Source organism: Alcanivorax sp., assembly GCF_019431375.1.
GTDB lineage: Bacteria > Pseudomonadota > Gammaproteobacteria > Pseudomonadales > Alcanivoracaceae > Alcanivorax > Alcanivorax jadensis_A.
The window spans coordinates 1,916,630-1,933,375 of record NZ_CP080267.1; the positions used below are offsets into that span (position 1 = coordinate 1,916,630).

18 protein-coding genes and 1 pseudogene are annotated in these 16,746 nt (G+C 60.3%); 7 read left to right on the forward strand and 12 right to left on the reverse strand.

What is annotated here, in order from left to right; genetic code table 11:
• Positions 1–16 precede the first annotated feature (16 nt).
• From KZ772_RS08870 to KZ772_RS08885, 4 genes are read right to left on the reverse strand one after another with little or no spacing between them, the layout of a single operon-like run.
• Entirely contained in the window at positions 17–781 is a 765-nt protein-coding gene (locus tag KZ772_RS08870; RefSeq protein ID WP_290539428.1) for a phosphate ABC transporter ATP-binding protein, read from the reverse strand.
• Positions 778–1,608 carry a phosphate ABC transporter permease PstA gene (gene pstA / locus KZ772_RS08875; protein ID WP_290539429.1) on the reverse strand — a complete coding sequence of 277 codons (831 nt, stop codon included), beginning with the start codon at positions 1,606–1,608 and terminating at the stop codon, positions 778–780. Before pstA ends, KZ772_RS08870 begins: the two co-directional genes overlap by 4 nt.
• Complete coding sequence (gene pstC, locus KZ772_RS08880) at positions 1,595–2,455, reverse strand: phosphate ABC transporter permease subunit PstC (protein ID WP_290539430.1); 861 nt, start codon at positions 2,453–2,455, stop codon at positions 1,595–1,597. The genes pstA and pstC overlap by 14 nt, the downstream gene beginning before the upstream one ends.
• On the reverse strand, positions 2,424–3,227 hold the full coding sequence (locus tag KZ772_RS08885) for a phosphate ABC transporter substrate-binding protein (protein ID WP_290539431.1): 804 nt from the start codon (positions 3,225–3,227) through the stop codon (positions 2,424–2,426). The genes pstC and KZ772_RS08885 overlap by 32 nt, the downstream gene beginning before the upstream one ends.
• Positions 3,228–3,401: 174 nt before the next feature.
• Between KZ772_RS08885 and KZ772_RS08890 the strand changes: the two genes are divergently transcribed.
• From KZ772_RS08890 to KZ772_RS08910, 5 genes are all read left to right on the forward strand, one after another.
• A complete protein-coding gene (locus KZ772_RS08890) occupies positions 3,402–4,445 on the forward strand; it encodes a methyltransferase domain-containing protein (RefSeq protein ID WP_290539432.1) in 1,044 nt (347 codons plus the stop codon).
• A 94-nt stretch (positions 4,446–4,539) separates the two neighbouring features.
• Positions 4,540–4,677, forward strand: a complete 138-nt coding sequence (locus KZ772_RS08895; RefSeq protein ID WP_290539433.1) for a hypothetical protein — start codon at positions 4,540–4,542, stop codon at positions 4,675–4,677.
• An 18-nt stretch (positions 4,678–4,695) separates the two neighbouring features.
• Positions 4,696–6,840, forward strand: a complete 2,145-nt coding sequence (locus KZ772_RS08900) for an FAD-dependent oxidoreductase (protein ID WP_290539434.1) — start codon at positions 4,696–4,698, stop codon at positions 6,838–6,840.
• 70 nt (positions 6,841–6,910) lie between these two features.
• A complete protein-coding gene (locus tag KZ772_RS08905) occupies positions 6,911–7,705 on the forward strand; it encodes a DUF547 domain-containing protein (protein ID WP_290539435.1) in 795 nt (264 codons plus the stop codon).
• 3 nt (positions 7,706–7,708) lie between these two features.
• Positions 7,709–8,155 carry a hypothetical protein gene (locus KZ772_RS08910; RefSeq protein ID WP_290539436.1) on the forward strand — a complete coding sequence of 149 codons (447 nt, stop codon included), beginning with the start codon at positions 7,709–7,711 and terminating at the stop codon, positions 8,153–8,155.
• A gap of 149 nt (positions 8,156–8,304) precedes the next feature.
• On the opposite strand, the pseudogene radA reads toward KZ772_RS08910, so the two are convergent.
• From radA to rpsF, 7 genes and pseudogenes are all read right to left on the reverse strand, one after another.
• A pseudogene (gene radA / locus KZ772_RS08915) lies at positions 8,305–9,671 on the reverse strand (DNA repair protein RadA).
• A gap of 210 nt (positions 9,672–9,881) precedes the next feature.
• Complete coding sequence (gene alr / locus KZ772_RS08920) at positions 9,882–10,946, reverse strand: alanine racemase (protein WP_290539437.1); 1,065 nt, start codon at positions 10,944–10,946, stop codon at positions 9,882–9,884.
• A gap of 85 nt (positions 10,947–11,031) precedes the next feature.
• Positions 11,032–12,426 (reverse strand): replicative DNA helicase, encoded by a 1,395-nt coding sequence (dnaB, locus tag KZ772_RS08925; RefSeq protein ID WP_290539438.1) that lies wholly within the window; start codon positions 12,424–12,426, stop codon positions 11,032–11,034.
• Positions 12,427–12,699: 273 nt separating this feature from the next.
• A complete protein-coding gene (gene rplI, locus KZ772_RS08930; RefSeq protein ID WP_290539439.1) occupies positions 12,700–13,152 on the reverse strand; it encodes a 50S ribosomal protein L9 in 453 nt (150 codons plus the stop codon).
• A gap of 15 nt (positions 13,153–13,167) precedes the next feature.
• Positions 13,168–13,398: a 30S ribosomal protein S18 gene (rpsR, locus tag KZ772_RS08935; RefSeq protein ID WP_035245006.1), complete on the reverse strand. Its 231-nt coding sequence runs from the start codon at positions 13,396–13,398 to the stop codon at positions 13,168–13,170.
• A gap of 15 nt (positions 13,399–13,413) precedes the next feature.
• Positions 13,414–13,728, reverse strand: a complete 315-nt coding sequence (gene priB / locus KZ772_RS08940; protein ID WP_062815758.1) for a primosomal replication protein N — start codon at positions 13,726–13,728, stop codon at positions 13,414–13,416.
• A 2-nt stretch (positions 13,729–13,730) separates the two neighbouring features.
• Positions 13,731–14,072 (reverse strand): 30S ribosomal protein S6, encoded by a 342-nt coding sequence (rpsF, locus tag KZ772_RS08945; protein ID WP_290509276.1) that lies wholly within the window; start codon positions 14,070–14,072, stop codon positions 13,731–13,733.
• 288 nt (positions 14,073–14,360) lie between these two features.
• Between rpsF and KZ772_RS08950 the strand changes: the two genes are divergently transcribed.
• Positions 14,361–15,095: a hypothetical protein gene (locus KZ772_RS08950; protein WP_290539440.1), complete on the forward strand. Its 735-nt coding sequence runs from the start codon at positions 14,361–14,363 to the stop codon at positions 15,093–15,095.
• Between the two features lie 40 nt (positions 15,096–15,135).
• Entirely contained in the window at positions 15,136–15,729 is a 594-nt protein-coding gene (locus tag KZ772_RS08955; protein ID WP_290539441.1) for a hypothetical protein, read from the forward strand.
• A gap of 145 nt (positions 15,730–15,874) precedes the next feature.
• Here KZ772_RS08955 and rlmB read toward each other — a convergent pair whose 3' ends face one another.
• Positions 15,875–16,642, reverse strand: coding sequence for a 23S rRNA (guanosine(2251)-2'-O)-methyltransferase RlmB (gene rlmB, locus KZ772_RS08960; protein WP_290539442.1), 768 nt, complete (start codon positions 16,640–16,642; stop codon positions 15,875–15,877).
• Positions 16,643–16,746 lie beyond the last annotated feature (104 nt).

The following is a 16,746-nucleotide window of genomic DNA, read 5'->3' on the forward strand; positions in this document are numbered from 1 at the left end:
GACTCCCACCGCCTTGCTAACCGGCCTCCCCGGCACAATAGGCGGCGGTGATCGGGTGGCTGGGGTGTTCAAACACCTGCCGGCACCCGTTGGATTCCACCACACAACCACAGCCTTCCTGCATCCAGCAGACCGTGACGCTGTCGGCAATGCGCCGGGCCTGAGCCAGGTTGTGGGTGACCATCAGCAGGGTATAGCGACCTTTCAGGGACACAATCAGCTCCTCCACCACTTTCGAGGACACCGGGTCCAGCGCCGAGCAGGGCTCATCCAGCAACAGCACCTGCGGCTCCAGCACCAGCGCCCGGGCGATGCACAGGCGTTGCTGCTGGCCGCCGGACAGCCCCAGTGCCGACTGCGACAAGCGGCCTTTGACTTCCTCCCACAGGCCCACCGCCCGCAGTGCCTGCTCGGCCCGGGTGTCACGTTCACGTCGTGGCACACCGTGCTCGGCCAGGGGAAAGCGCAGGTTGTCGATGATGGATAACGGAAAGGGATTGGGCTGCTGGAACACCATGCCGATGCGACGACGCAGGGCCGTGGCATCCTGGCTGGCAGAAAGGGCCTCTCCGCCGAGCAGGATCGTGCCACTGACCCGACACCCGGGGATGCCGTCGGTCATGCGGTTGATGCTGGCCAGCAGGCTGCTCTTGCCGCAGCCGCTGGGCCCCACCAGCGCCATCAGCTCGCCGGCTTGCACACTCAGAGAGGCCTGCTCGATGGCAGCCTGATTACCGTAGTACACCGACACCTGTTGCAGTTCCAGGGTTGGGGAGGTCATTGCCAGGCTCCTTGTGCCGGGCGCAGCCAGCGCCGCACCAGCAGATTCAGTATCACCAGTATGGCCACCAGCACCAGGCCGGTGGCCGCTGCCCGGGGCATGCCGCCGGGCACGTTCATGGCCAGATCATAAATATGTACGCTCAAGGCACGGCCGGAATCCAGCAACGAATCCGGCCGCCGCAGCACATAGCCGGCAGTGAACAGCAGCACCGCGGTTTCCGCCAGCGCCCGGCCAATGCTGAGAATAATCCCCACCGCAATGCCCGGTGCCGCCTGGGGTATCAGAATACGTCGCACCCAGCCCCAGCGACTGATTGAGAGGGACTCGCTGGCCTGCCGGTAGGACAACGGCACCGCCCGCAGGGCCTGCTCGGCGCTGCGGATCATCAGCGGCAACACCATCAGCGCCAGCGCCAGACCGCCACTGAGAATGGAAAAACCCAGCCCCAGGCTGATGGCAAAAAACTGGTAACCGAACAGGCCATAGACGATGGAAGGCACCGCCGCCAGCATATCCAGCACCCCGCCCAGCCACTGGGCACGGCGGGTGCCCGTCGGCACCTGTTCGCTCAGGTAGAGCGCACAGCCCAACCCCACCGGCACCGCCACCAGCAGGCACACCGCCAGGATCCATGCGGTGCTGACCAGCAGCGCGGCAATCCCGCCCGCGCGGCCCGCCTGGCGCGGGTCATCCAGCAGAAAGTCCACAGAGATCAAGCCGGCGCCCTGCTCCAGCAGGGACCACAACATCAGCCCCATGGGCACCAGCACCGCCAGCAACAGCAGCGCGCCAATCACGCCGGCAAGGCGATCAGGCCATCTCATGACGCCCTCCCCGCAACCGCCAGCTCAGCATCAACAGCACCGCCGTGACCAGTAACAAAAGCAGGCCGCTGGCAAACAGGGCCACCCGGTGATCGCCGGTGGCATAGGCCATTTCCAGGGCGATATTGGCGGTCAGGGTACGCACCGGGTCGAACAGGGACGTGGGCCACTGCACCACATTGCCCGCCACCATCAGCACCGCCATGGTTTCGCCCAGGGCACGGCCAAACTGCAGCACCAGACCACTGACAATGGCCGGCCCGGCCTGGGGCAACAGCACCCGACGCAGCATGCCCACCCGGGACAGGGACAAGGCCTGACCCGCCTGCAGATAACGGGCCGGCAACTGGCCCAGGGCGGTGTCGGTGACCAGCAACGCCAGCGGCAGGATCATCAACGCCAGCACCAGCGAGGCGGCCAGCCAGGAGGCGCCCGGCGGTGCCCACTGGTTGATCCAGGGCACCAGCACCAGCATGCCCCACAGACCATAGACCACCGAGGGAATGCCAGCCATCAACTCCACCAGGGCCAGCACCGGTCGCCGCATCAGCGGCGCGAAGTAACGCAGCCAGGCCGCCAGCAGCACCGCCAGCGGGCCGGCAATCACCAGCGCCAGTACACTCACCACAACGGAACCGGCAATCATGGCAGCCATGCCGTAACGGGCCTGACCGGGCTGCCAGTCATTGCGCCATAGGGCATTGCCGTACTCGACCAGAAACGGTGCGGACTGAACCAACAACACCGCCACGATGCCCCCCAGAACCAGTACCGCGGCAACGCCGGCAAGGCGCAGCAGCCAGGTCAGCAGTTGATCAGCGGGAGGCCGGGAGGAAGTAGTAATCACGGTATACCTCTGCCTGTGCCGGGTCGGTAATAAATGCCAACAGCGCTCTGGCATGGGGATCAGGCTCACCGGCGCTGACCAGGTTCAGCTCGCGCCCCAGTGGGTAATCACCCTGTTCCAGCGCGGCAAGGCTGGCGGGTACGCCCTGCAATGGCAGCAACCGCAACGGCGCCCCGGCCTCAAGCTCATGAATGGCGGTGCCGATGGACACGTAACCAATGGCAAAGGGATCCGCGGACACCGCCTTGATACCCTGCTGGTTTTCGCCGATCACCAGATCCGCCCGAATCTGATCGTTGTCCAGCTCGAAATGCTCGAGAAACAGCTCCTGTGTCGAGCGGCCATCCGCCTTGTGCACCACGGTAATGGCCCGCTCCGCACCGCCAAGGTCTGCCCAGCTGTCCAGCTTGCCAGTATAGATGGCGACAACCTGTTGCCGGGAAAGCGAGGACAGCGGATTATCCTGGTGGACAATCAGGGCGATACCATCACGGGCGATCAGGTGCCCGGTCAGATCCTGTTCATCGGCCTTGAGGGCCCGGCTGACCATGCCCAGATCTGCCAGCCCCTGACGCACATCGCTGATCCCGCGACCGGAACCACCACTTTGCACATCCACCTGCACGCCACTGTGCGCCTCGAAGCGCTCCGCCAACTCGGCCATCAGCGGCGCGATGGTGCTGGAGCCGGTAATCACCAGCTTGTTCTCTGCCGGCTGGCAGCCGGCCAGCAGCAATACCAACAGCAAGCCTTTCAATGTCTTTCCGTGCATGCCCTGCCCTTTTTCACCTTTTGCTGTCGCCTTGGATGCCATCTTGACGCAAAAATTACAGCCATCGCCGCTCGCCGGTGTAACCTGCACAGGAAGACGGCATCCTTATTTCATTGGGCATAAAAAAGCCCGCTGATAATACGTTACACCGATGCAACCACCAGAGGATCAACAATGCGTGAAGAGGTACAGAATTATTACGGCCAGCAACTGCATTCCAGTGACGACCTGCAGACCAACGCCTGCTGCGATCAGGAGCCGCCGGCCTGGCTGAAACCCCTTCTCTCGCAGCTCCACGATGAAGTGGTGATGCGCTACTACGGCTGTGGTCTGGTGGCTCCCCAGCAGCTTGAAGGCATGCGCATTCTGGATCTGGGTTCCGGCTCCGGCCGTGATGTCTATCTGCTGTCTGCTCTGGTGGGTGAGCACGGTGAAGTGGTGGGCGTGGACATGACCGATGAACAGCTGGAAGTGGCCCGCCGTCATCAGGACTATCACCGCGACACCTTCGGTTACGCAAAGAGCAATGTGCGTTTCCTGAAGGGCTATATCGAAGAGCTGGATCAGCTGGATCTGGAGGACGGTTACTTCGACATCATCATTTCCAACTGCGTGATCAACCTGAGCACCGACAAGCCCAAGGTATTGCGCGACGTGAAGCGCCTGCTCAAGCCCGGTGGCGAATTCTATTTTTCCGATGTATACGCGGATCGTCGCGTGCCGGACAACCTGCGCAACGACCCGGTGCTGTACGGCGAGTGCCTGGCCGGCGCCCTGTACTGGAACGACTTTCTCAACCTGGCCAAGCAGAGCGGCTTTGCTGATCCGCGGCTGGTGGAATCCCGCCGTCTGACCATCGAGAACCCGGACATCGAAGCCCGCCTGGGTCAGCAGCGCTTCTACTCCGCCACCTACCGGCTATTCAATATTGATGGCCTGGAACCAGCCTGTGAAGATTACGGCCAGGCAGTGATCTACCAGGGCACCGTGCCACAACAGCCCCATGCCTTCGTGCTTGATGATCACCACGTTATGGAAACCGGCAAGGTGTTTCCAGTGTGTGGCAACACCTGGCTGATGCTGGAAAAGAGTCGCTTCGCCGAACATTTCACCTTTATCGGCAACTTCGATACGCACTACGGCATCTTTGCAGGGTGCGGGCTGAACGTCCCCTTTGAAGACAGCGACACCGGGAACGGTGCTGCACCCTGCTGCTGATGCAGTGATTAAATCACTGCCGTTATCGCCGCGCGATGTAACACCCCTTTTCGCCACGCATCCTATTACTGCATACAGTAACCAGGAGAGAACGATGAAACGATCCATGATCGCACTGGCGTTACTGGCACTCAGTGGTCTTACCCTGGCGGGCACTGCCTATGCCCCCAGCGAGGAAGAGCTACGCTCGCTCTGGACACTGATGGAGCAATCCTGGATTTTCCAGGGGTAACCCGGCAAGGACTCACCCATGAATGTTCGTAAACTCTTACTGCTGGCGATCTTTGCAACACTGATCGCCAGCTATTTTTTCTTCGATCTGGGTCAGTACCTGAGCCTGGATTACATCAAGAATCAGCAGGCGTCGTTTGACGCCCTGTACCAGGAAAATCCGGTACTGATTCTTGGTGGTTTCTTTGTGTTGTACGTGGTGGTTACCGCCCTGAGCCTGCCCGGCGCCGCTATCATGACTCTGGCTGCTGGTGCCCTGTTTGGTTTCTGGGTGGCGCTGGTGCTGGTGTCCTTTGCGTCATCCATCGGTGCCACTCTGGCCTTTCTCGCTTCCCGGTTTCTGTTCCATGATTCCGTACAGCATCGCTTCGGCGATCGTCTGAAAAAACTCAACGACGGCGTCAAGAAGGACGGAGCCTTCTATCTTTTTACCCTGCGCCTGGTCCCCGCCTTTCCGTTCTTCGTGATCAACCTGGTCATGGGCCTCACCCCCATCAAGGTGGTTACCTTTTACTGGGTCAGCCAGGTGGGCATGCTGGCCGGTACCGCCGTCTATGTACTGGCCGGCACTCAACTGGGCCAGGTGAAAAGCGCCAGCGGCCTGCTGTCGCCGGAACTGATCGGCGCCTTTGTACTGCTGGGTATTTTTCCCTGGATTGCCAAGTTCATCATGGCAAGACTGCAGGCCCGCAAGGTTTACCAGGGCTGGCAGAAACCGGACCACTTCGATCGCAACCTGATCGTCATTGGTGCCGGTTCCGCCGGGCTGGTCAGCGCCTATATCGCCGCCACCGTGAAAGCCAAGGTCACCCTGATCGAAAAACACAAGATGGGCGGCGACTGTCTGAACACTGGCTGCGTGCCCTCCAAGGCATTAATCAAAAGCGCACGGCTTGCCTGGCACGACAAGGAAGCGGACAAGTATGGCTTTGATACCATCCGCAGCGATTTTCGTTTCAGCAAACTGATGGCCCGGGTGCACAAGGTGATCGAAAAGATCGAACCGCATGACTCCGTGGAGCGCTACACGGAGCTGGGAGTGGATTGCCGCCAGGGTGAAGCGCGCATTGTGTCCCCCTGGGAAGTGGAAATCCGCAACGGTGACAGCACTGAACGCCTCACCGCCCGCAGCATCATCATTGCCAGCGGCGCCCGCCCCTTCGTGCCACCCATTCCCGGCATCGAGGACATGGACATCCTCACCTCCGACAATCTCTGGGCAGTCCAGGAGCAACCCAAGCGGCTAGTGGTGCTGGGTGGCGGCCCCATTGGCTGTGAGCTGGCCCAGACCTTTGCCCGCCTGGGCAGCCAGGTGATGCAGGTGGAAATGCTGCCGCGCATCATGCCCCGCGAAGATGACGATGCCGCTGCCCTGGTCACCGCCTCACTGCAGGAAAGCGGGGTGGACGTAATGACCGAACACAAGGCCGTGCGTTTTGCCCGGGAAGGCAACGACAAGGTGTTGTATGTGGAGCACAACGGCGAAGAAAAGCGGCTGGTGTTCGATGCAGTGCTGGTGGCCGTGGGCCGTCGTGCCAATACCGATGGTTTGGGCCTGGACGAGTTGCACCTGCCCACTAATGACAATGGTACCGTCACCGTGAACGAGCAGCTGCAAAGCCGCTACCCTAACATCTACGCCTGCGGCGACGTGGCCGGCCCCTACCAGTTCACCCATACTGCGGCCCATCAGGCCTGGTATGCCGCCGTCAACGCCCTGTTCGGGTCACTGAAACGCTTCAGCGTGGATTACCGGGTGATCCCCTGGGCGACCTTCACCGACCCGGAGGTGGCCCGGGTGGGGCTGAATGAGCAGGACGCCGATGAACAGGGTGTGGATTACGAAGTGACCCGCTATGGCATCGACGATCTGGATCGGGCCATTGCCGACAGCAACGACCACGGCTTCGTGAAAGTGATTACCGCCAAGGGCAGCGACAAGATTCTCGGCGTCACCATCGTTGGCACCGGTGCCAGCGACCTGATTGCCGAATATGTGCTGGCCATGAAACACGGCCTGGGCCTGAACAAGATCCTCGGCACCATCCACATCTACCCCACCATGGCAGAAGCAAACAAATTTGCTGCCGGTGAATGGAAGAAAGCCCACAAACCGGAAGGCCTGTTGCGCTGGGTGGAACGCTTTCACGACTGGCGGCGCTAGACAGCGTCAGGAAAGCGTTTTTCTACTGTGGGAAGCGATGCTTCCATCGCGAAAACCGATAGGAGACACCATGATTGCGCGCTTGTTGTTACCCTTGCTGCTATTGCTTGCCAGCCCATTGATGGCATTTGATCATAGTGGCTGGGACCAGTTGCTGGCAGATCATGTGCAGTGGCAGCGTGACGGAGTCACCACCGGCGTGGATTACCCTGGCATCCGCGCTGACCGGGTGGCGCTGGATGAATATCTTGCCGACCTGTCGCAGGTCTCAAACGATGACTTTGAGCGCTGGTCCCGGGATCAGCAACTGGCTTTTCTGATCAACGCCTACAATGCCTTCACCGTCGACCTGATCCTGCGCCAGGACTCCCTGCCCGACTCCATCCGGGATATTGGTTCCTTCTTCTCCGGCCCCTGGGAGCAGCGCTTCTTTACCCTACTGGGCGAAGAACGCACCCTGGACGAAGTGGAACACGAGATGATTCGCGGCAATCCGGCACTGATGGATCCGCGCATTCACTTTGCCGTGAATTGCGCCTCCGTGGGCTGCCCGGCATTGCGACCGGAAGCCTACCGCGCAGAGAAACTGGCGCAGCAACTGGCCGACAGCACCCGCCGCTTTCTTTCCGACCGACAGCGCAATCGCTTCAATGAGAACCCGCCACGCCTGCAAGTATCGAAAATCTTCGACTGGTATGAAGAGGACTTTGTGGATGCCGCCGGCAGCCTGCACCATTACCTTCTGCAGTATGCCGATACGCTGGAGATACCCGCCAACCACCGAAAGTCACTGGACGCGGAACAGCTGAAGATTCAGTTTCTGGATTATGACTGGTCGCTGAATCAATACATCAACGGGAGCTGAGTCATGGAAGGCAACACCGCTTCGCACCGCTTGCTGGGCATCTGGCATTCCTTTCGCAATCTTCCCCTGTGGCTGCAGGGCTGGGTGCTGCTGATCCTGATGCCCCTGAACGGCGCCAGCCTGTTGTTGCTGGACAGCTTCAGCGGCCAGGCCACCGCCCTGGCCCTGCTACTGGTCCTGGCGGTGAACCTGCCGCTCATGTGGCACCACGGCGGCATGAACAAGGACATGTCTCTGGTTCACCTGCTCGCCTGGATCCCCCTGGAGCTGGGCCTGGTCGGCCAGCTTGCCGGCCTCTGGGGTGACGACTTCCTTACCCGCGGCCAATGGGCCTTCACCGTAGCGGTAGTCATGGTCAACGCGATCAGCCTGTTCTTCGACATCGTCGACGCCTGGTGCTGGGCGCAGGGAGATCGGGTGACGCTACACCAAAACATAATTAATAGTTAATAATGAATAATTAATAGTTGCGCGAGCAACAGTTTTGCAGTTATTAACGTAAGAGGCCGCGCCCATACTTTGGGCGCGGCCTCTTACGTTTGAAAGCCACAAACTCAAATCGCGAGTTATTAATTATTCATTATTAACTATTAATTGCCTCACAAGTATTCCAACGCCTGCGCCACCGTACTCACCCCGATCACCTCTACCCCTTCCGGCAACTGTCGTGGCAGGTTGGCTTTGGGGACGATGGCTTTTTTGAAGCCATGTTTGACTGCTTCGTAGAGGCGCTCCTGCCCCTGGGGCACCGGCCGAATTTCCCCGGACAGACCCACTTCGCCAAACACCACCAGCTCACGCCCCAGCGCCCGGTCGCGGAAGCTGGAGACGATGGCCAGCACCTGGGCCAAATCTGCCGCCGTCTCGGTGACCTTGACGCCACCCACCACATTCATGAACACATCCTGGTCGCCCACCTGAATGCCACCGTGGCGATGCAGCACCGCCAGCAGCATGGCCAGGCGGTTGGCCTCCAGCCCCACGCAGACCCGGCGCGGATTACCAAAGTGAGAGGCGTCCACCAGCGCCTGCAATTCCACCAGCAAGGGCCGGGTGCCCTCCCAGACCACTGTCACCAGGGAACCGGAGGCGATCTCGTCGGCCCGGTTGAGGAAGATGGCAGAGGGGTTTTTCACTTCCTTGAGGCCTTCGCCGGTCATGGCGAACACGCCCAGCTCGTTCACCGCCCCGAAGCGATTCTTGAGACCGCGCAAGGTGCGGAAGCGGGAATCCGTGGAGCCTTCCAGCATCAACGAGCAGTCAATCATGTGCTCCAGCACCTGGGACCGGCCAGGGTGCCATCCTTGGTGACATGGCCCACCAGCAACAGCACGGTGCCGGTCTGCTTGGCGAAACGAGTCAGCGCCGCCGCACACTCACGCACCTGGGCCACACTGCCCGGGGCAGATTGCAGGGCGGCCAGAAACATGACCTGGATGGAGTCCACCACCAGCACCCGGGGCTGCTCTTTGCGGGCCAGATCCAGGATCTGCTCCACATCGGTTTCCGCCGCCAGCCGCAGCTGCTCCTTGGGTAGCTTGAGCCGGTCGGCACGCATGGCCACCTGGGACAGGGATTCTTCGCCGGTGATGTAGAGGCATTTCTGCGTGGCCGCCAGCTTGCACAATGTTTGCAGCAACAGGGTGGATTTGCCGGCACCGGGATGCCCGCCGATCAGGATTGCCGAGCCCGGCACCAAGCCGCCGCCCAGCACCCGGTCCAGCTCGCCCATGCTGGAACTGATGCGCGGGGTCTCCGCCAGCACGATCTCACCCAGGTTCTGCACCTCGGACAACTGCCCGGAAAAACCGCCACGGCTACCGGCACCTTTCGACATGGGTGTCGCCGGGTCATGGACGAATTCCTGCAGGGTATTCCAGGCACCACAGGCCGGGCATTGGCCCTGCCACTTGGGAAAATCGGCGCCACAATCCGTGCAGACAAAGGCGGTTTTTTTCTTGGCCACAAACAAGTCCTTCTTGTGTATTACTCTCTACGATAGTCGCTGTAGGAGCGCCGCTTGAGGCGCGAATCCGAGCGTTAGCGGGTAACGAGTTTCGAGTTGCGAAAAGCACAATCCAAACCGATCGGGCCTGATGGGTTTGGTTTTCGAAACTCGCTTCTCGAAACTCAGGTATGTTCGCACCTCAAGAGGTGCTCCTACAGCGGCGTCGGATCAGACGATGATGCGTTCCGGCCGACCAGTGATCTGGCAGAACAATTCATAGCTGATGGTGCCACAGGCGCGAGCAACCTTGTCCACGTCCACGTCGTCCCCCCACAGCTCTACCTCATCACCGATGTCAGCCTGGATGCCGTTCAGGTCGATGGTCAGCATATCCATTGAGACCCGCCCCACCAGCACCGTGGGCTGGCCGTTGACGGCGGCGGGAGTACCACTGGGGGCGTGGCGCGGGTAGCCGTCGCCATAGCCGGCGGCCACCACGCCAATGCGGCCCGGCCGCGCAGCGGTCCAGGTGGCGCCATAACCAACCGTATCACCAGGCTGAACCTCATTAATGGCAATCAGGCGGGCAGTGAAACGGTGGCTCACCGCCAAATCCAGTTCTGCCGCGCTTTGCCAGTCGAACGGCGACGATCCATACAGCATGATGCCCGGCCTCACCCGCTGAGCCCGGGCATGGGGATAACGGATCAGAGCGGCGGAATTAGCGGCAGAGAGAGGCAGATCGAGGGCATCAGCAATCTCACCGGCCAGGCGCAGCTGGGTGTTACTACGACCATCGCTGGCTTCATCAGCACAGGCGAAATGGCTCATCACTCCCATCGGCTTCATTCCGGCGGCAGCAAGCTGGCCGGCAGCTTCCAGGGCAATATCCGGGCGCAATCCCAGCCGATTCATACCGGTATTCAGTTTCAGCCAGATGCGCAGCGGGCCGGGGTGCTCCAGCAGCAGACCCACCTGCCATGAGGAGTGCACTACCACCTCCAGCGACAGTCCCCTGGCCTGCTCAAGCTCATCCTGATCGAAAAACCCTTCCGCTAGCAGAATCGGGGCGCTGACCCCATGTTCGCGCAGGGCCCGGGCCTCTTCCAGAACCGCCACACCAAAACCATCCACCTCCCCGGCCATGGCGTCTGCCGCCAGCGTCAGTCCATGGCCATAGCCATCAGCCTTGACCATGGCAAACACCTCGGCGCTCCCTGCCTGCCAGGGCCGGGCACGTCGCGCATTGTGCGTCAGTGCTGCGCAGCGGATCTCTACTCGGGTTCCTCTCATCAGGACAGACTCCTGCGGGGGGCAGACCAGGTCAGTGCCCTGCCTTCCTTGCCATCTTTTCCAGTCTTTGCATCATGCAAGGTCGTTACTCATCCATGGAGGCCAGCTGAGCATAGTATTCAGGCGCCAGATCATCGAACCGGGAAAACTGCCCCTGGAAGGCAAGACGTACCGTGCCGATAGGCCCGTTACGCTGTTTGCCGATAATCACTTCCGCCACACCCTTTTCGTTACTGTCCTTGTTGTAAACCTCATCCCGGTACAGGAACGCGATCAAGTCGGCATCCTGTTCAATCGCCCCGGACTCACGCAAATCGGACATGACAGGGCGCTTGTTCGGGCGCTGCTCCAGAGAGCGGTTCAGCTGGGAAAGGGCCAGCACCGGGCAGCTCAGTTCCTTGGCAAGCCCTTTCAGGGAGCGGGAAATTTCTGAAATTTCATTGACCCGGTTATCGACCCCCGGCACCTGCATCAGCTGCAGGTAATCCACCATGATGGCGCCCAGCTCACCGCCACATTCGCGGGCAACCCGGCGGGCACGGGCACGCATTTCCAGAGGACTGAGCGCCGGGGTGTCGTCGATAAAGAATTTCTGTTCACTGAGCATGTGAATGGCGGAGGTAATGCGCGGCCAGTCATCCTTTTCCAGCTGACCGGATCGGATAGATGTCTGGTTAATGCGACCCAGGGAGGCCAGCATCCGCATGACAATGGAATCAGCGGGCATCTCCATGGAGAAGACCAGCACCGGCTTGCCGGCCTTGATCGCCACGTTCTCGCACAGGTTCATGGCAAAGGTGGTCTTACCCATGGAGGGGCGGCCGGCAATCACGATCATATCGGAGGGTTGCAAGCCACCGGTCATTTTATCCAGTTCGTCAAAGCCGGTGGTCACCCCGGTAATAGCGCTCTTGTTCTTGTAGAGCTCATCAATGCGGTCCACGGTTTTCTTGAGGACGGATTTGATGTCCTGGGGCCCCGATCCTTTCTTCTGCTGCTCGGCAATCTCGAAAATCGCGGATTCTGCCAAATCCAGGATTTCCAGGGACTTGCGTCCTTCCGGCTTGAAGGCACTGTCCGCCACATTCTGGGACACACTGATTAACTGACGAAGAATGCTGCGCTCGCGAACAATTTCCGCGTAAGCGGTAATATTCGCCGCACTGGGAGTATTGCGCGCCAGCTCAGACAGATAGGTCATGCCGCCAATACCCTCCAGCTGCCCCAACTGGGTCAGAGCCTGGGAGACGGTGACCAAGTCACAGGGGTTTTCCTCCTCAACCAGCTGCGCAATAACCTCAAAAATCTGCCGATGGGTCTTGCGGTAGAAATCGCGGGCCCCCACACGTTCCGCCACATCATCCCAGGCACTGTTATTGAGAAGCAGACCACCAAGAATGGCCTGTTCCGCCTCCAGGGAATTGGGGGGGATCCGGAGGTTTTCCGGCAGGTGTTTATCCAGAGACAGGGCATCATTCATGGGGCAACCAAAATCCAGTTTCGAGCGGAGCTGCAAGGGGAAGCTGCAAGCTACAACACGGGGGCAGGCATACCTGTTTTGAAACGCTTTCGCCCGCGCCCACATTTGCTGCGCGGCTGCGGGCATTCAAATTCATGAGGTGCTCTGAGCGCGTTGTAGCTTGCAGCCTGAAGCTTGTAGCTGCCATTAAAAAGGGCACTGCCCTTGCGGACAATGCCCTGATTCTGTCACCGCGCCCCGCAAGGGGCAAACCGGTTGTCGGTCAACTGTCGATTACTCGGCAGGAACCACAGCCAGCTTGATGGTCACAGTCACATCGGCGTGGAGAACCACATCGATTTCGTACTCACCGGTGTTACGCAGCGCACCGTGGGGCAGCTTCACTTCCGATTTTTCCACTTCCACGCCGGTGGCAGCGGTAATGGCTTCGGCGATGTCGCGGGTACCCACGGAACCGAACAGCTTGCCTTCGTCACCGGCCTTGGAGGACACGGTTACGCTGGCTTCGTTCAGTTTTTCACCACGTTCCTGGGCAGCAGCCAGCTGCTCGGCGGCGTGCTTCTCGAGCTCGGCGCGGCGCTGCTCTACTTCGGCCAGGTTGTTTTTGGTGGCCGGCAGGGCTTTGCCTTGCGGGATCAGGAAGTTACGGCCGTAACCGGAACGTACATCCACCACAGCACCCAGGTCGCCCAGGTTCTTGATCGTTTCCAGCAGGATCACTTGCATGATGGTCCCCTCGGCTTAATTGTCGTGGCTGTCAGTGTACGGCAGCAGCGCCAGGAAGCGGGCCTGCTTGATCGCAGAGGCCAGCTGACGCTGGTAGCGTGCCTTGGTGCCGGTGATACGGCTGGGCACGATCTTGCCGGTTTCAGTGATGTAGGCTTTCAGGGTGTCGAGATCTTTGTAATCGATGTACTCAACACCTTCCGCGGTAAAGCGGCAGAACTTGCGGCGGCGATAAAAACGGGCCATTGGATAATCTCCTGTTTAATCCTGGTTGAGGGTGTCCAGCGTCTGGGCAATCAGTTGCAAACGGTCCCGGGCGTCACCCTTGTAACCGGCGCGACTCAGGCAACCGGTAACCTTGATGCGCTGACCCTCTTTCAGGCCTTGGGCCTGTCGGGTCATCCCGCCTGCCAGTATTACGGCGATGCGGGCCTGGACTTCTCGGGGGTGGCCATCTTCCAGTTGTCGGGAGCGATGCTCCAGCCAAAGGCGTTGGCGCGGCACCCCTGCCGGCGTCAGTGCCACTTTTTCCAAAGTGACGATCACACCGGTGAGTTCGCAGCGATTGCTTTCCACAATCAGCTGGCAGCCCCCTCCTTCTCGTCATTCTTGGCTAGCGGGGACGGCTCGGTGGCCGCCTTGTCGCAACGAATCACGAGGTGACGGATTACGGCATCGTTAAAGCGGAAAGTGTTTTCCAGCTCGCCCAGGGTTTCGCCGTCACATTCGATGTTCAGCATCACGTAGTGGGCTTTGTGGATCTTGTTGATCGGGTATGCCAGCTGACGACGACCCCAATCCTCAAGACGGTGGATGGTGCCCTTACCATCAGTCACGATCGCGCTGTAACGCTCGATCATGGCCGGCACCTGTTCGCTCTGGTCCGGATGAACCAGAAACACAACTTCGTAATGACGCATATTAGCTCCTTACGGTTGCGATACCTCACGGCATCAATTCAGCTTCCCATCCGCAAGATGCGAGACGGTGAAGCAAGGAGACCTGCCCGACGGCCTGAAGCCAGTTGGACGCAGGAAGCGCGCGATTCTATCCCATAGCACGCCCTTTCCTCAAGGCATATCCGTTGCCATCCGGCAAAGACGGACGTATGCTCAGTAGAAACAAAACGCTACAAACGCTTACAAGAAGCGTCGTTAACCCTAAACCCCTGAAATAGCAGGGGAAAACAACAAAAACGGGATACGACCATGAAATTCAGAGCTCTGGCCTTCGGCCTGTGCGGCATCTGCATGCTGAGCCCCCTGTCTGCGCGGGAATCGGCCCCACCTCCCTGTGGCAGCCCCATGACCGTGCCGGACAAACCGGCCCTCGAGGATTACCCGGATTACTCGGACTTTCTGCTGCAGGTCATGCAGTACAAGCAGGCCAATCGCGATCAGGCAGCCCATCAGGCAGCCTGTCCCCAGGATTACCAGCCGGAGCCGGTGGCAAGCAGCGACCCCACCGTGATTGATCAGCCGGAAACCCTGGACAGCGCCCTGGCCCGCACCGAGCGCCTGAGCCCTATTGACTACCAGCGCAACCGAACCTGGTATAACCGCTCCACCTCGCAGAGCTTCGGTCTGCCCGCCCTGCCCGGCAACTCCCTGTCTGGTGAGCACATCCGCACCCTGCTTGGCAATGCCGGCTCAGACACCCCACTGGTGCTACCGATGACCATTGTCGGGATGCAGCTGAACGGGCTGAATGATGGTGGCGAGGCCAGAAATCTGCTCACCGAGCAGCTTTACCGGAACCTGTTTGGCGAGGAGCGCAAGGTAGATCTGGCTACCCTGATGGCCGGCAACCCCAATGCCATTGTCGAGATATCCAGTAACGGCAATCTGATGCTCTATCTGGATCTTAATAATGAAGCCGTGCTGACTACCGGTCTTATCGAAGTGGAAAGCTGCCTAAGCAGCGGCTGCGAGAGTTCACCCTAGAGCCGCCGAAGACACGAGAAGAGGAACCTCGGAGCACACCATGTCCCTGATCCGCTTTATCGCCTTTCTAATCCTGCTGGGCTTCCTGCTGCCTGTGGCCACTATGGCCGCTGGTGACAGCGGGCTGAGTCAGCCCCAACAACAGGCCCTGGAGCAGGCGCTGGGACCACGACCGGATATCCACAATTACAGTCGTCAGGACCAGTTCGTCACCGACTTACTGGCCTGGCAGCAACGCAAAGCCCGCCTGACAGCCAGACTGGCCCGGGGCGAATCCATCACCCCACCCCGACCCACTACCCCCAATGACTGGCACCACATCACCGGCCCGGAAGATCTGGATACCGCCGTACGCAATGCCCATGGCTACGTGCAGCCCAAATACCGGGAACCGATCCGCTTCAACCGTACCACCCATGTCAGTTTCCCATTGGCGCCACTGCCCGGCCAGCAACTGGCCGACAAGGCCCTGAGCGCCCCCGGCACCTTGCCGGACAACCATGACGAGGAGATCCCGGAAATACTGCTGGAGGACAACGTGCGCATCCAGCGGGAACTCTCCGCCCGCCGCCCCCAGCTGCCACTACCCACCCTGGAGCGGCAGACCGTCGTCAACCAGGCAGAACTGCGGTAGCAGTTAATAGTTAACAGTGAATAGTTAACAGCTCGCGGGTCAGCCTTGTGGTTCCCAAATGTATGAGGCCGCGACCAGAATCTGGTCGCGGCCTCATACGTTGGAAAACCCGAGAACCGTTGCTCGCGCAACTATTCACTGTTAACTATTCACTGCTCTGTCGCTGCGCCCGCACATGAAACAACATCACCCCCGTGGCCACGGACACATTCAGGCTCTGCACTTCGCCGGCCATGGGAATTTCCAGTAGCTGGTCGCACTTGTCACGGGTCAGCCGTTTCAGACCGGCACCTTCTGCACCCATCACTACCGCCAGGGCATCCGGGGCCTGGAAGGTAAACAAGGACTCACTGCGCTCCTCAAGCGCGGTGCCAACCACCCAGACACCTCTTTCACGGAGCTGATCCAGCAGACTGGCCAGATTGCCCACTTCGTAATAGGCCAGGCTTTCCGCCGCTCCCACCGCCGTGCGACAGGCCACGGGGGTGAGGCCAGCAGCGTTACGGCGCGGCACGATCACCGCATTCACGCCGGCCGCATCGGCACTGCGCAGGCAGGCACCCAGGTTATGAGGGTCGGTGACGTTCTCGAGAACCAGCAGCCAAGGCCGGGCAGGTTTGCCATCCAGCCACTTGAGAAGACCGCTCTCATCGCCCGGTTTACGCGGTCGCGCCCGGGCCACGATGCCCTGATGCTGAGGACCGGCGTGTTTTTCCAGCACGTCTCGACGGGCACGCTGTACCGCGATGCCGAAATCCCTGGCGGACTGGATCATGGCCGCCAGCCGCGGCTCCTCCCGCTCGGCACGGCTGTCCTGCACAAACAGCTCCAACACCGCCTCCGGACGATGCCGCAACAGAGCTTCCACCGCATGGAAGCCGGAATACATCTGGGGTTTCTGGGGTTTGCTCATGATAACGCCTGCACGCATCACGCCCGCACGCGGCACGCCCGGGCAAATATTGGATGTAGGAGCGTGCCCGCAAGCGCCCACGCTTACGCAGCGCCGGTAAATTC

Bases quoted from the DNA above. Each gene is read 5' to 3' on its own strand.
- KZ772_RS08870 (WP_290539428.1), bottom strand. From the start codon at position 781: ATGACCTCCCCAACCCTGGAACTGCAACAGGTGTCGGTGTACTACGGT.
- pstA (WP_290539429.1), bottom strand. From the start codon at position 1,608: ATGAGATGGCCTGATCGCCTTGCCGGCGTGATTGGCGCGCTGCTGTTG.
- KZ772_RS08885 (WP_290539431.1), bottom strand. From the start codon at position 3,227: ATGCACGGAAAGACATTGAAAGGCTTGCTGTTGGTATTGCTGCTGGCC.
- KZ772_RS08890 (WP_290539432.1), top strand. From the start codon at position 3,402: ATGCGTGAAGAGGTACAGAATTATTACGGCCAGCAACTGCATTCCAGT.
- KZ772_RS08895 (WP_290539433.1), top strand. From the start codon at position 4,540: ATGAAACGATCCATGATCGCACTGGCGTTACTGGCACTCAGTGGTCTT.
- KZ772_RS08900 (WP_290539434.1), top strand. From the start codon at position 4,696: ATGAATGTTCGTAAACTCTTACTGCTGGCGATCTTTGCAACACTGATC.
- KZ772_RS08905 (WP_290539435.1), top strand. From the start codon at position 6,911: ATGATTGCGCGCTTGTTGTTACCCTTGCTGCTATTGCTTGCCAGCCCA.
- KZ772_RS08910 (WP_290539436.1), top strand. From the start codon at position 7,709: ATGGAAGGCAACACCGCTTCGCACCGCTTGCTGGGCATCTGGCATTCC.
- alr (WP_290539437.1), bottom strand. From the start codon at position 10,946: ATGAGAGGAACCCGAGTAGAGATCCGCTGCGCAGCACTGACGCACAAT.
- dnaB (WP_290539438.1), bottom strand. From the start codon at position 12,426: ATGAATGATGCCCTGTCTCTGGATAAACACCTGCCGGAAAACCTCCGG.
- rplI (WP_290539439.1), bottom strand. From the start codon at position 13,152: ATGCAAGTGATCCTGCTGGAAACGATCAAGAACCTGGGCGACCTGGGT.
- rpsR (WP_035245006.1), bottom strand. From the start codon at position 13,398: ATGGCCCGTTTTTATCGCCGCCGCAAGTTCTGCCGCTTTACCGCGGAA.
- rpsF (WP_290509276.1), bottom strand. From the start codon at position 14,072: ATGCGTCATTACGAAGTTGTGTTTCTGGTTCATCCGGACCAGAGCGAA.
- KZ772_RS08950 (WP_290539440.1), top strand. From the start codon at position 14,361: ATGAAATTCAGAGCTCTGGCCTTCGGCCTGTGCGGCATCTGCATGCTG.
- KZ772_RS08955 (WP_290539441.1), top strand. From the start codon at position 15,136: ATGTCCCTGATCCGCTTTATCGCCTTTCTAATCCTGCTGGGCTTCCTG.
- rlmB (WP_290539442.1), bottom strand. From the start codon at position 16,642: ATGAGCAAACCCCAGAAACCCCAGATGTATTCCGGCTTCCATGCGGTG.